Below are 12915 nucleotides of genomic sequence, written 5' to 3' on the forward strand. Positions count from 1 at the left end.
TCATACCCCGCGAAAGCGGGGTATCCGGTACGCCACGGCCGCCCGGTTCAATCCGAGCTGCTCTGGAATACTGGATCACCCGCTTTCGCGGGTGATGACCACATAGTCCGCCTTGGCAACCTGCCAAGACGAAGGTCCAAACACTTTCGCGCCCGAGGGCGCATCGCGCTGTCGGGCGTTGGCCTCTGGTCTCCAGGACCAGTCGGCGGGTCGAAAAGACGGATCTTTCCGAGAAAGTAGCGGCGTTAAACGCTGCCGGGGGCGCAAAGTCAAGGAAAGTTTCGCCGCGATCGGCGCGGCATCGACAGTAAGGCGCTGAAATCACATCATTTTGTCGGGTTGGTTCCGAATTCGTCGATGCCACCCATATAAGCCGCGCCCGCCTCCTATTTGGGAACCCGCTTGCCCATCATCACCCGCCGCCGCCTTCTCGCAACCTTGACCGGAGCCGCCGCGGCGATCGGCGTGCCCTCGATCTGGATGTCCTATATGAAAACCTATGACGGCCCCGTCTCCGATCACTTCGACGGACTGCACTTCTTCGATCCGGATGGCTCGCCGCCGAAATCGCTCGGCGAGGTGTTGCGCTGGCAGTTCGGGGGCAGGCGGCAGCGCGCGGTCTGGCCGGAATGGGCGCCGAGCCCCTATGCCGATACGCCGCCGCCGCGCGTCGATGGCGGTGGGGTGCGGTTATGTTTCGTCGGCCATGCGAGCTGGCTGATCCAGGCCGGCGGTCTCAACATCCTGGTCGATCCGGTGTGGTCGATGCGCGCCTCACCGTTCAGCTTCGCAGGTCCCATGCGGCACAACGATCCCGGCATCGCCTTCGAGAAGCTGCCCAAGATCGACGTCGTGCTGGTGTCGCACGGCCATTACGACCATCTCGATGTCGCGACGCTGTCGAAGCTCACGGCGACGTTTGCGCCGCGCGTGATCACGCCGCTCGGCAACGACGTCACGATGTGCGCATCCGATGCTGCGATCAAAGCCGAGGCGTTCGACTGGCATCAGCGCGTCGAACTCGGCAATGGCCTTGCCGCGACGCTGGTGCCGACGCGGCACTGGTCGGCGCGTGGCCTGTTCGATCGCAACAAGGCGCTGTGGGCGAGCTTCGTGCTGGAGACGCCGGCCGGCAAACTCTACATCGTCTGCGATTCCGGCTATGGCGACGGGCGGCATTTCCGCAGGGTTGCCGACGCGCATGGACCCTTAAGGCTCGCGATCCTGCCGATCGGCGCCTATGAGCCGCGCTGGTTCATGCGCGACCAGCACATGAATCCGGAGGACGCGGTGAAGGCGCTGGCCATTGCGGCGCCGCGCAGGCGCTGGCGCATCACCACGGCACGTTCCAGTTGACCGACGAGGCGATCGACGCACCGGCGACCGCCCTCGGCGAAGCGCTCGACGCGGCAAAAGTGCCGCGCGAGAAGTTTTTGACGTTGAAGCCCGGGCAGGTGTTCGAGATCTAGCCTCGTCCCGGGCAAGCGACGCGCGACCCGGGACCCATAACCACAAATGCGAAATATTGGGCGATGCTGCGGTCCCAGCTTGCCTCCACAATTCGCATTTGTGGTTATGGGTCCCTGCTTTCGCAGGGACGACGGGAACTTATTACTTCCCCTTGATCGCCCAGGACACGCTGACGCTCACGGACAGGGTTTCCTCGCCCTGCGCGACCGGCGCGCTGGAGGCTGCCATCGGCGCGGCCATCTTGCGGTACATCGGCACGGGCGCGTTGCCCTCCTCGGAAATGCTGATCGGTTCGCCGAGCGTGACGCCGGCGGCCTTGGCGTAGATTTCCGCCTTGCGGCGCGCGTCGGCGATCGCCTTGTCGCGCGCCTCGTCCAGTACCTTCGAGGCCTGCGACACCACGAAGTTGATGCCGCCGATCTCGTTGGCGCCGGCGCCGACCAGCACGTCGACCAGGCTGGCGACCTTGGCGACGTCGCGCACCTTGATGGTGACGCGGTTGGTGGCGCGGTAGCCGCTGACGGTGGGGGGGCCCGACACGCGGTCGGGCGCATGTTTCGGCTGCAGCGACAGCCGCGAGGTCTGGTAGTCCTTCTCGTCGAGGCCCGCGCCCTTCAGCGCGCCAAGCACCTTCGCCATCGCCGTGTTGTTGGCGTCGGCAGCCTCGCGCGCGGTCTTCGCATCGGTCGTCACGCCGCCATCGATCACGGCCTGGTCCGGCGCCACCGAGACGGTGGCTTCGCCGGTGACCGAAATCGCCGGCGGCGGCACCTGTGCCAATGCCGGCGCGGCAATCAGCGAAAGGGCAAGGGAGGCAAGGGGCAGGGTCAGCTTCATGGGGCTCACTTCAGGGGCACGTAAACATTGATCACCAGCTTGTCCTCCGCGGTCTTCAGCGGATCGGTGATGTATTCTTCGATAAAGGTGTCCTTGGCTTCGAGCTTCTTGTCGTCGAGGTGATTGGTGATCGCCTCATAGGTGTTGTCCATGTTGTCGTAGGAACCGCGATGGACGAACTTCAGCGCCTTGCCGTCGGGCGAATTGCCCATGCTCATGTTCTTGCCGAGGTTCTTGACGTCCTGATCGACCGGGATTTCGGCGATGAAGGTGAAGCCGGTGTCGTCGGTCGAGGTGTAGACGATCATGGGATTGCCCGATGCCTTGATGCCGCCCTTGTCGAGCAGCGCGGTGAGCTGCTTGAACGCCTCGATCAGCGCGTCGAAGGCCGAATCCCAGTTGGCGGTGCCCTTCAGCATCACGACCTTCTTCGGCTCCAGCGTGAACGGTTCGCCGAACGGATCGGCGGTCTGCACCGGGGCGGTCGGTGGCGGCGCCGGGGTCTGCGATGCGGCGGGGCTGTCGGCCGGCGACTTGGTCTCGGCCGGAGGCGGGACGGGCGTGGCCGAGGGCGCCGGGGCGGGGGTCGGGCTCGGGCTGGCTGCCGGAGCGGGCGAGGCGGCCGGCGACTGGGCGGGCGCCGGGCTTGCCAGTGCGATCGCGGCCAAGGGCAGCAGCGCGACCAGGGCCGCGCGGAGCGTGCTGATACGGTTCATTCGGTATTCTCCATCCCCATCCTCAAACGGCCGCTCGATCTGTCCCAGCGCGCGCGGCCCGCGAGGTGCGATATTCCTAACACGCAAGTTCTGCATTCGTCCCATGACAGATGTGTCACGGAGCCATTCCGACTGGCCAATGGACCACCAGTCGCCATATAACCGGGCAGAATTTGGGAAAATCGATGAGCGCGCTCGCCAATCACGCATTTGCCAAGATGAACGGCATCGGCAACGAGATCGTCGTCGTCGACCTGCGCGATTCCAAGGCACAGGTTTCGGCGGAGGAGGCGCGCGCGGTGGCTTCGCCGGCCGGCGTTCCCTATGACCAGCTGATGGTGCTGCAGCCGCCGCGGCTCGACGGCACCGAAGCATTCATCTCGATCTACAACAATGACGGCTCGGAGGCCGGCGCCTGCGGCAACGGTATGCGCTGCGTGGTGCGGCGGATTTTCGAGAAGACCGGCCAGACCGCGGCAACGTTCCAGACCCGCGCCGGCCTGCTCAATTGCTGGCAGGGGCCGGCGCCCGATCTCTACACCGTCGACATGGGCGCGCCGAAGTTCGGCTGGCAGGACATTCCACTGGCGGAGGAATTCCGCGACACCCGCTACATCGAGCTGCAGGTCGGGCCGATCGACAAGCCGGTGCTGCATTCGCCCTCGGCGGTCTCGATGGGCAATCCGCATGCGATCTTCTGGGTCGACGACGTCAATGCCTACGACCTCGAGCGTTTCGGGCCGCTGCTGGAGAACCATCCGATCTTCCCGGAGCGCGCCAACATCACGCTCGCCCATATCGTCGATCGCGACCACATCACGATCCGCACCTGGGAACGCGGCGCCGGCCTGACCAGGGCCTGCGGCTCGGCGGCCTGCGCGACGGCGGTGGCGGCGGCGCGGCTGAAGCGCGCCAACCGCATCGTCGAGATCACGCTGCCCGGCGGCAAGCTCGGCATCGAATGGCGCGAGCGCGACGATCACGTGCTCATGACCGGCACCGCCGATTTTGAATATGAGGGCCGCTTCGATCCGGCGCTGTTCGCCAGCGTCGCCTGACCGGGCGTGGGATCGATCATGAGATCGGGCATGGGCGTCGATGTCGTCACCTTTGGCTGCCGCCTCAACGCATTCGAATCCGAGGTGATTCGCCGCGAGGCCGAGCAGGCGGGGCTCACTGAGACCATCGTCATCAACAGCTGCGCCGTCACCAACGAGGCGGTGGCGCAGGCGCGCCAATCGATCCGCAAGTTGAAGCGCGAGCGGCCCGCGGCGCGCATCGTCGTCACCGGCTGCGCGGCGCAGACGCAGGCAGCGATGTTCGCTGACATGGCCGAGGTCGATCGCGTCGTCGGCAATGACGAGAAGATGCGCGGCGCTGCCTGGCAGGCGACGCGCGCTGCGTTCGATCTCGGCGCGAGCGAGAAAGTCGCGGTCGCCGACATCATGGCGGTGACGGAGATGGCGCCGCATCTGCTCGACGGTTTCGAGCGCGGCCTGCCGCGGGTGTTCGTACAGGTGCAGAACGGCTGCGATCATCGCTGCACCTTCTGCATCATCCCCTATGGCCGTGGCAATTCCCGCTCGGTGCCGATGGGGGCGGTGGTTGACCAGGTCCGCACGCTGGTCGAGCGCGGTCATGCCGAGATCGTGCTGACCGGCGTCGATCTCACGAGCTACGGCGCCGATCTCCCGGGCACGCCGAAGCTCGGCCAGTTGACCCGGCAGATCCTGCGCCACGTGCCCGAGCTGAAGCGGCTGCGCATCTCATCGATCGATTCGATCGAGGCCGACCGCGACCTGCTCGATGTCATCGCCGACGACGCGCGGCTGATGCCGCATCTGCATCTGTCGCTGCAGTCGGGCGACGACATGATCCTCAAGCGGATGAAACGCCGGCATTCGCGGCAGGACGCGATCGATTTCTGTGCGCAACTGCGCCGGCTGCGACCGGATATCGCGCTCGGCGCCGACATCATCGCGGGCTTCCCGACCGAGACCGAGGAGATGTTCGCGCGCTCGCTCGATCTGGTCGAGCAATGCGATCTCACCTTCCTGCACGTGTTTCCCTATTCGAAACGCCCGGGCACGCCGGCCGCGCGGATGCCGCAGGTCGCAGGCGGGGCGATCAAAGAGCGCGCCAAGCGGCTGCGCGCGGCCGGTGAAGCCGCGCTGCGGCGGCGGCTGGCCGCGGAGATCGGCGCGACGCGCGAGGTGCTGATCGAAAGCAACAGGCAGGGCCGCACCGAGCACTTCCTGCCGGTCGCGATCAATGATGATGTGCCGGGCACGGTGCGACGGCTCGCCGTGACGGGTCATGACGGTGCGCGCCTCGTTGGGTCGTGCGGCGAAGCTATCTAGCGCGTCGTCTTCCTAAAACCGCCATGTCCGCCTTGCCTTCGAAGGAGGGCGTGGAGCCGACGTGAGTTCATGCCGGCTTTGGGCCAAAAGCAGTCGTTGGCACTCTAGTCCTTGTCGAGCTCTCCGATATGACGCTGGGCATATAGCTCGAGGCCGATCCTCGCGACGAGTTCGATCTGGGTTTCCAGAAAATCGATATGCTCTTCCTCATCGTGCATGAGTTGCTCAAACAGATCCCGTGTCACGTAGTCTTTGACCTGATGGCAATGGCTCGCAGCTTCAGCGTAGAGGGAGTGCGCCGACGATTCGGCTTGCAAGTCGCTATCGAGCACGGCCTTCACGGTCTTCCCAATATGAAGGGATTCCAGCGTCTGCATATTGGGAGATCCATCGAGGAAGATGATGCGTTCGATGAGCTTGTCTGCATGTTGCATCTCTTCAATCGATTCCTTGCGCCACGCCTTGGCCAGCACCTTGTAGCCCCAATTGTCGAGCAGGCGGTAGTGCAGCCAGTACTGGTTCACCGCGGTGAGCTCGTGTCGCAGCGCTTTGTTGAGGTATTCGATAACGCCTTTATCGCCCTTCATGCTCCGCTCCTTTTCGCGGGTGCCGCTGGGATCGATTGGTTGTGTGGGCGCCTGGACTTGATGTTTGGCCGACGCGATGGAGAGTTTAGAGCGTCAGCGCTTTCGGTTCGAGCAGTTTGGGGCATCTACCGCTCGCCGTAAGCGGCGACGCAAGGAAAGGGGCGCTCGGCGTTGACTTGCTCACCGTTCGACACACATGAGAGGTTAATCTCTGCGCCGCGACTTCAAAGGCGTAGGGAGATGGAGCAGGGGAGTTTTGGCCATGATCGAGGGGATCAGCGCGCTCACGCTGGGCACCCATGACATGCCACGAGCTGTCCGATTCTACCGAGCCCTGGGATTTGAGGTCCTGCATGGCGGCGAATGGTCGTCGTTCACTAGCTTTCGAGCCGGTCTGAGCTACCTCAACCTCACCGACCAACCTGCCGAACGACGCTGGTCCTGGTGGGGTCGGGTCATCTTCTACGTCACCGATGTTGACGCACTTTACGAACGCGCGCTCGCGGCGGGTTACCAGCCCGCGACTGTGCCCCGCGATGCCGAATGGGGTGAGCGTTTCTTCCACCTGGCTGACCCCGACGGCCACGAACTCAGTTTCGCTCGACCTTTGCTTCCGGCTTCCGTCCAATAGCGGATCGAAGCGGCCTGCATTCCAACCGTCGCTGCGAGAGGGTATTGTTCCGACAGACGGCCATCGCCCTGACGTCAGCTTCGGCTCGGACTATGGCGCGGTCTCTCGAGCAAAGATCAAAGGATGGCAACGAACGGTCGCACCGTCACCGTATTCGGCGGAACCGGTTTTCTCGGCCGCCGCATCGTTCAGCATCTGCGCGATCACGAGTTTCCCGTCCGGATCGCGTCAAGGCATCCAGATCGCGGGCGCAGTCAGTTTGGCCCGCATGATTCCCAACTTCTGTTCGTCCAGGCCGATATTCACGACGAACGGTCTGTCGCAAATGCGCTTGCCGGCGCTTACGCCGCTGTCAACACCGTCAGCCTTTACGTCGAGCACGGACGTGAGACGTTTCATTCCGTTCATGTCGAGTCCGCCCAACGGGTAGCGGCCCAAGCGCACGGGGCCGGAGTCAAAAGACTCGTTCACTTGTCAGGCATCGGCGCCGATGCCGCGTCTCAATCGCGGTACATCCGAGCGCGCGGCGAAGGTGAACTGGTGGTCAGGGCTACGTTTGCCGGCGCACATATCATCCGGCCCGCCGTCATGTTCGGACCGGACGATGCGTTTCTTACGACCATCTTCAACCTTCTCCGCCGGCTGCCGATCTATCCGATGTTCGGCCGCGGCTCGATGAAACTGCAGCCGGCCTATGTGGAAGATGTGGCTGAGGCGACTGTCCGGATCATCCAGCGAGCCGAGACGCAACCGACGATCTTCGAGTGTGGCGGCCCTCGCGCTTATTCCTACGAAGAATTGGTCGGAATCGTCGCGCGTCAGGCTGGCCTTGCGCCCATCCTGGTCCCGATCCCGCTCGCCGTTTGGCACGCCCTGGCATGGGCTTCCGAAATACTCCCGGACCCTATTCTCACGCGCAATCAGGTGGAGCTGATGCAGATCGATACCGTGTCGTCGCCGGAGATGCCTGGCCTTGTCGAACTTGGGATTTCGCCGCAGCCGGTTGAGGCAATACTCCAGAAGATGCTGTCAAAGTGCGGATGAAGAGGGCTCATCGGTTAAATCCGCTTCAGATGGCGGGTTCGCGCGCTACTGTTACAGGACGCGATGGCGTATCCGCCGTTCGACGGCGGCAATATGGCTGTGCGCCGTCGGCAGCTGCAGGTAGTTCGGGGTCGACTGACCTTGGACGCGTACCTCTAAATCCGGATTGGTGAGCGTGGCTCTGTATCCGCTTCAGTCCGAAAGCGACTGTAGTGCGGCGTCGCCGCGAAATGACGCGATGGGTCAAAAGCCGTCGATGACGGCCGAGTCCGGCGAGCTTCCGCGCATGAACTTCGTATCGCGACGGTTCCCAGCAAAATGACAGCATGCCTCAGACCGATCCACACACCTCCTGAAAAGACTTGCGGCTAGTTTCCCGACATTGGCGGCGGAGTTTGCCGAAGCAAGCGCCTTCGGCGAGCGATAATGGCGCCCGCCGCAAGAGAGAGTGTTACAGCAGTCACAAGCAAGTACGGACTCGCGACTTTCCTGTCCAGCAGCACTCCTCCGAAGGCGTACCTCCCGCTTGGTGCGTGGATCAGCGTGAACCAAACGAGCAAGGTGCCGGTGAGAGTGATCCACAAAGCTGCCAACAGAAGCCAGAAGCGTGCGTGCCTGTGCACTGTAGGTGATGAAATTGATTCTCCGATGCGCAATTGCGCATCGTAGTTCTCGCCTGCGGCGAGCCCGGAATGGCAGTCAAAGCCTGCGACAAATTAACCCGACGGGCAAAATTCCGCTTCGCGTTTCACCCAACTCAGATGTTCAATAGACCCATCTCACCCGCTTGAGGGGCGCTTCGCGATCGTCACGAGTGTCGGGTCGAGATGCGGTGGACGCCGATTGAGCAACTGACGAGTGCGCGTGACGCGGACGGTGAAGTCGTGTGGTCCTGACGCCCTAGTGGCCGGTGTCCCCCGCGAGATGCGAAGCATCTTCGCGAGGCGGTGACAAACAAGCCCAGTCTCGCCGGGGAGAGCACGAAGTAAGCCGTAAAACCATCGCGCAGGGAAAGCCGGGATGTTCCCGGTTACACCTGTGGTCCTACCCCCGTGCTTTCTACCCATTGCACAGGGCCCATGGGTGCGATCGGCACCCGGCTTTCCCTGCGCCCCCTGTTCGAGGGAGGGCGGAAAGAAATGCAAAGCTCGGGCAAATCATGTCGCGAGAATGCGGAAGTATCACTCACAGACCGTGCAACAAATTCGGTGTTGTCCTGGCGAAAGCCAGGATCCATTACCCCAAATCATAATTGTTGCGCGACGCTGGGAGCGACGATCCCGTTGATCGTCAAATGCGGTGGCTATGGGTCCTGGCTTTCGCCAGGACGACGATCGTGTGTGTGGCACCCGCGCTGTCATCGCCCGGCTCGACCGGGCGATCCAGTACGCCGCGGCCTCTCGGCTCAACAACGGGCGTCTCTGGAATACTGGATCACCCGCATGCGCGGGTGATGACACTGAATTCGCTGTTTGACAGGTCGAATCTGAATCAGTCCCGGCGCTGTGCGCGAGAATGTCAACGGCTGCGTTCGCCGGGCTTTGGCGGCTGCGATGCGCGGACCTGCCAGAACCGCAGCATGCGGTCGGCGTTGGCGTGCGTTATTCGCGTGAACTGGCTCTTCGCGTTGGCGAGCTCGACCGGCCCCATCGATCCGGTCGAATAGCGGCATTCCATCACCGCGGCCGTCGTCTCCCAGCTCAACCCCGCGGCCCGGCAGGGCACCAGCAGACCCTCGCTGCGGAGGCTTTGCATCAGGGGGCGGATCACCTCGATGCTGGCCTGCGCAAGCTCCGCCAGGGCAGCGATGGTTTCTTCATACATTCGCTGCCTGGCGAAGCCGAGCAGGGCGGCCTCGTTGAGCTCGCCGGAATCCTTCAGCCTTGCGACGTGACGCTTGGCTGCGGTGAAGTCCCGGGCCCGCGACATCTCGCGCTCGACGCCGGCGGCGACCGCGGCGATCGCGTGGCGGATCTCCTCGAACAGATGCGAGGGCGCGCGTTGCAGCAAACGGCTGCGCACCTCTTCCGTTGCATCGTGCAGCAGCTGAACACGGAGCTCCGGGGGCAGATCCGCGCGGATACCGGTCTGGACCGCAAGCACCGGGTCGTGCTCGGCCTGCGCGAGAATGATTGCGAACCCGTCCGCCGACACCTTGGCGCCGGGATTGCTGACCAGGCGGTGACTGACGCTCGCGAAGCGACGGGCCAACAGCGCGTCGGTGACGACTTCCTTCAGCCACCAGCGGCCGGCGACCGCGAGCAGATGCAGCTCGCTCTTGGTCTTCGCGATCTCGACCAGATCTTCCGTGTTGAGACGCGACGATTCCTGCAGGATCGGCCGGGCGATCCTGATCTCGTCATTGCTCGCGAGACGGCGAATGATCGCGGGCGGTGCCTGGGTGACCGGTGCGAGCTGCTCGCTGATGTCGGTGAGCGCCATCCGGGCGCTGATGTCGGCAAGCGCCCGCAACTCGATGGTCTTCACCAGACGCTCGAGCACATTGTCGAACAGCTCGACCTGTTCGCTGTTGAAGCTGCCGGCGGAGGCGAGGAAAAGGCCGGTGACGCGCTTCGCCGCTTCTATGCATTTTTCGGCGGAGCCGGCGCGTATCGCGGCCTCGACCTCGTCGACAATCCCTTGCCCAGCATTCAGCATTGCTCGTCCTGAGCCGTGGTGGCGCGCTTTTTCTAAGCCGCCTGCAGGACTACCGGATGGGCCTGAATGTTCCGTAAAGGATACTTGTCCGTAAAATCACGGAGGTCACTGCCCGTTCCAGCCGCAGCTCTTGAGCCGCTCGTGCATGTGGTCCGGCGCGGGCGCGACGACATGCACCGGCTCCTTGTTGCGCGAGATCGGGATGCCGATTTCGCGGGAGTGCAGGTGCAGGATCGGCTCGCCGAAGCGCGGGCCGTTGCCGTAGATGTTGTCGCCGACGATCGGCCAGCCCATCGCCGCTGAATGCACCCGCAGCTGATGGGTGCGGCCGGTGACCGGCTCCATCGCGAGCCAGGCGAGGCCCTGACCGCGTCCCAGCACCTTCCAGTTGGTGATCGCCTTCTGCCCGTCCGGATCCGGCTTCTGCCACCAGCCGCGCTCGGCGTTGAGCCGGCCGAGCGGCATGTCGATGGTGCCTTCGTCCTCGGCGGGCCCGCCCTCGACCACGGTCCAGTAGGTCTTCGCGATCTTGCCGTGCTTGAACAACAGCCCGAGCGAGGCGGTCGCCTTGCGGTGGCGTCCCAGCACGAGGCAGCCGGAGGTGTCCTTGTCCAGCCGATGTGCCAGCACCGGCGGCCGCGGCAGGCCGAACCGCAGCGCGTCGAACGAGGCCTCCAGATTGGCCCCGCCCTTGGGGCCGCGATGCACCGGCAGGCCCGCCGGCTTGTCGATCACCAGCATCAGTCCGTCGCGGTGGAGCACGCGGCCCAAGATTTCTTCCGCGGTCAATTGGGGAACATCAATCAATTCGTCGAGACTTTCGTTTATGGGCCGAAACGGCTAACACGTCCGCGCCATGAACGATACCACTGCGGGAACTCCAAAACAGAGCTGGTGGCAGCGCCTGAAAGGCGGCCTGAAGCGCACCTCCGGTGCGCTGGGGACGGCGGTCGCCGATCTCGTCACCAAGCGCAAGCTCGATCGCGCCATGCTCGATGACATCGAGGATGTGCTGCTGCGCGCCGATCTCGGCACCGAGGTCTCGGTGCGGATCGCGGAGGCGGTCGGCAAGGGCCGCTACGACAAGGCGATCTCGGCCGATGAGGTCAAGGCGGTTGTCGCGACCGAGGTCGAGAAGGTGCTGGCACCGGTGGCCAGGCCGCTCGAGATCGATGCCGGGAAGAAGCCATTCGTCGTCCTGGTCGTCGGCGTCAACGGCTCCGGCAAGACCACGACGATCGGCAAGCTCGCCGCGAAATTTTCCGCCGAGGGCCGCAAGGTCATGCTCGCGGCCGGCGACACGTTCCGCGCCGCGGCGATCGAGCAGCTCAAGGTCTGGGGCGAGCGCACCAAGTCGCCGGTCATCGCCGGCGCCCAGGGCTCGGATTCGGCAAGCCTCGCCTTCAGCGCGCTGACTGCGGCGAAAGAGCAGCAGCGCGACGTGCTGCTGATCGACACCGCCGGCCGGCTGCAGAACAAGTCCGAGCTGATGAACGAGCTCGAAAAGGTCGTGCGCGTCATCAAGAAGGTCGATGCGTCGGCGCCGCACGCCGTGTTGCTCGTGCTCGACGCCACGGTGGGACAAAATGCGCTGTCGCAGGTCGAGGCGTTTCATCGTACGGCAGGCGTCACCGGCCTCGTGATGACCAAGCTCGACGGCACCGCGCGCGGCGGCATCCTTGTCGCGCTGTCGGAGAAGCACAAGCTGCCGGTGCATTTCATCGGCGTCGGCGAAGGCGTCGAGGATCTTGCCCCCTTCACGGCGAAGGATTTTGCCAAGGCAATTGCTGGAATCGAGTAATTCATCCTTCGAGACGCGCGCAAGTGCGCGTTCCTCCAGCAACAACGGCAAAGCCGTTGTGCGGGGATGACGGTGGGATACGAAAGGTCGTCATCCTGAGGAGGCGCGGAGCGCCGTCTCGAAGGATGGCCAAGACACGAGTTCAATGGACTGAATTGATGGACAAGACCCAACCACATCCGCTGTTCAAGCTCGCGACCGAACTCGGGCCGCTGCTCGTGTTCTTTGTCGCGAACGCCAAGTACCATCTGTTCGTCGCAACCGGCGCGTTCATGGTGGCGATTGTCGCGGCGATGATCGCGTCCTATGTGGTGACCAAACACGTGCCGATCATGGCGCTGGTGACCGGCGCGGTCGTGCTGGTGTTCGGCACCCTGACACTGGTGCTGCACGACGAGACCTTCATCAAGGTCAAGCCGACCATCATCTACGGCCTGTTTGCGGCCGTGCTCGGCGGCGGGCTGCTGTTCGGGCGTTCCTTCATCGCCGTGATGTTCGACCAGATGTTCAATCTGACGCCGCAGGGCTGGCGCATCCTCACCATGCGCTGGGCGCTGTTCTTCGCGGGCATGGCAATCCTCAACGAGATCGTCTGGCGGACGCAGACCACCGATTTCTGGGTGAATTTCAAGGTGTTCGGCGTCACGCCGCTGACCATGATATTCGCCATCGCGCAGATGCCGCTGACCAAGCGCTATCATCTGGAGCCGGTCTCGCTGGAGACCAGCGAAGCGGACGCGGGCGATCTGCGGAAGTAACTCCGAACGCAGCGCGGGCGATTGCGCCGCGCTGCGTCCGAGGCCTTAGAGAT

At 63.9% G+C, this 12915-nt stretch carries 11 protein-coding genes and 1 pseudogene; 7 read left to right on the top strand and 5 right to left on the bottom strand.

What is annotated here, in order from left to right; translation table 11 throughout:
* Window positions 1–489 precede the first annotated feature (489 nt).
* Window positions 490–1469: pseudogene (locus tag WDM24_RS01085) on the top strand (MBL fold metallo-hydrolase).
* A gap of 142 nt (window positions 1470–1611) precedes the next feature.
* On the opposite strand, the gene WDM24_RS01090 reads toward WDM24_RS01085, so the two are convergent.
* Both WDM24_RS01090 and WDM24_RS01095 read right to left on the bottom strand, forming a co-directional pair.
* The gene (locus tag WDM24_RS01090; RefSeq protein WP_338830121.1) at window positions 1612–2307 is read right to left on the bottom strand and encodes an SIMPL domain-containing protein; all 696 of its coding nucleotides are present in this window, start codon (window positions 2305–2307) and stop codon (window positions 1612–1614) included.
* Window positions 2308–2312: 5 nt separating this feature from the next.
* A complete protein-coding gene (locus WDM24_RS01095; protein WP_338693625.1) occupies window positions 2313–3023 on the bottom strand; it encodes a GyrI-like domain-containing protein in 711 nt (236 codons plus the stop codon).
* Window positions 3024–3208: 185 nt separating this feature from the next.
* Between WDM24_RS01095 and dapF the strand changes: the two genes are divergently transcribed.
* Together dapF and mtaB are read left to right on the top strand one after the other, a co-directional pair.
* Window positions 3209–4081, top strand: a complete 873-nt coding sequence (gene dapF, locus WDM24_RS01100; protein ID WP_338830123.1) for a diaminopimelate epimerase — start codon at window positions 3209–3211, stop codon at window positions 4079–4081.
* Between the two features lie 30 nt (window positions 4082–4111).
* A complete protein-coding gene (mtaB, locus tag WDM24_RS01105) occupies window positions 4112–5383 on the top strand; it encodes a tRNA (N(6)-L-threonylcarbamoyladenosine(37)-C(2))-methylthiotransferase MtaB (protein WP_338832553.1) in 1272 nt (423 codons plus the stop codon).
* A gap of 104 nt (window positions 5384–5487) precedes the next feature.
* Here mtaB and bfr read toward each other — a convergent pair whose 3' ends face one another.
* Entirely contained in the window at window positions 5488–5970 is a 483-nt protein-coding gene (gene bfr / locus WDM24_RS01110) for a bacterioferritin (RefSeq protein WP_338830124.1), read from the bottom strand.
* A gap of 262 nt (window positions 5971–6232) precedes the next feature.
* On the opposite strand from bfr, the gene WDM24_RS01115 reads away from it, so the two are divergent.
* Window positions 6233–6601 (top strand): VOC family protein, encoded by a 369-nt coding sequence (locus tag WDM24_RS01115; RefSeq protein WP_166300565.1) that lies wholly within the window; start codon window positions 6233–6235, stop codon window positions 6599–6601.
* Between the two features lie 123 nt (window positions 6602–6724).
* On the top strand, window positions 6725–7645 hold the full coding sequence (locus tag WDM24_RS01120; protein ID WP_338830125.1) for a complex I NDUFA9 subunit family protein: 921 nt from the start codon (window positions 6725–6727) through the stop codon (window positions 7643–7645).
* 1518 nt (window positions 7646–9163) lie between these two features.
* Here the strand turns inward: WDM24_RS01120 and WDM24_RS01125 are convergent.
* Complete coding sequence (locus WDM24_RS01125; protein WP_338830126.1) at window positions 9164–10303, bottom strand: DUF2336 domain-containing protein; 1140 nt, start codon at window positions 10301–10303, stop codon at window positions 9164–9166.
* Between the two features lie 105 nt (window positions 10304–10408).
* Entirely contained in the window at window positions 10409–11110 is a 702-nt protein-coding gene (locus WDM24_RS01130) for an RluA family pseudouridine synthase (RefSeq protein WP_166300570.1), read from the bottom strand.
* A 49-nt stretch (window positions 11111–11159) separates the two neighbouring features.
* Here WDM24_RS01130 and ftsY point away from each other — a divergent pair, with 49 nt between their 5' ends.
* Window positions 11160–12104 (top strand): signal recognition particle-docking protein FtsY, encoded by a 945-nt coding sequence (gene ftsY, locus WDM24_RS01135; RefSeq protein WP_166300572.1) that lies wholly within the window; start codon window positions 11160–11162, stop codon window positions 12102–12104.
* A 158-nt stretch (window positions 12105–12262) separates the two neighbouring features.
* A complete protein-coding gene (locus WDM24_RS01140) occupies window positions 12263–12862 on the top strand; it encodes a septation protein A (protein ID WP_338693611.1) in 600 nt (199 codons plus the stop codon).
* Window positions 12863–12915 lie beyond the last annotated feature (53 nt).

Origin of the sequence: Bradyrhizobium sp. 27S5 (genome assembly GCF_037217225.1) — a bacterium.
Lineage (GTDB): Bacteria > Pseudomonadota > Alphaproteobacteria > Rhizobiales > Xanthobacteraceae > Bradyrhizobium > Bradyrhizobium septentrionale.

Coding starts and splice junctions, on each gene's coding strand:
- WDM24_RS01090 (WP_338830121.1), bottom strand. CDS start 2,307: ATGAAGCTGACCCTGCCCCTTGCCTCCCTTGCCCTTTCGCTGATTGCC.
- WDM24_RS01095 (WP_338693625.1), bottom strand. CDS start 3,023: ATGAACCGTATCAGCACGCTCCGCGCGGCCCTGGTCGCGCTGCTGCCC.
- dapF (WP_338830123.1), top strand. CDS start 3,209: ATGAGCGCGCTCGCCAATCACGCATTTGCCAAGATGAACGGCATCGGC.
- mtaB (WP_338832553.1), top strand. CDS start 4,112: ATGGGCGTCGATGTCGTCACCTTTGGCTGCCGCCTCAACGCATTCGAA.
- bfr (WP_338830124.1), bottom strand. CDS start 5,970: ATGAAGGGCGATAAAGGCGTTATCGAATACCTCAACAAAGCGCTGCGA.
- WDM24_RS01115 (WP_166300565.1), top strand. CDS start 6,233: ATGATCGAGGGGATCAGCGCGCTCACGCTGGGCACCCATGACATGCCA.
- WDM24_RS01120 (WP_338830125.1), top strand. CDS start 6,725: ATGGCAACGAACGGTCGCACCGTCACCGTATTCGGCGGAACCGGTTTT.
- WDM24_RS01125 (WP_338830126.1), bottom strand. CDS start 10,303: ATGCTGAATGCTGGGCAAGGGATTGTCGACGAGGTCGAGGCCGCGATA.
- ftsY (WP_166300572.1), top strand. CDS start 11,160: ATGAACGATACCACTGCGGGAACTCCAAAACAGAGCTGGTGGCAGCGC.
- WDM24_RS01140 (WP_338693611.1), top strand. CDS start 12,263: ATGGACAAGACCCAACCACATCCGCTGTTCAAGCTCGCGACCGAACTC.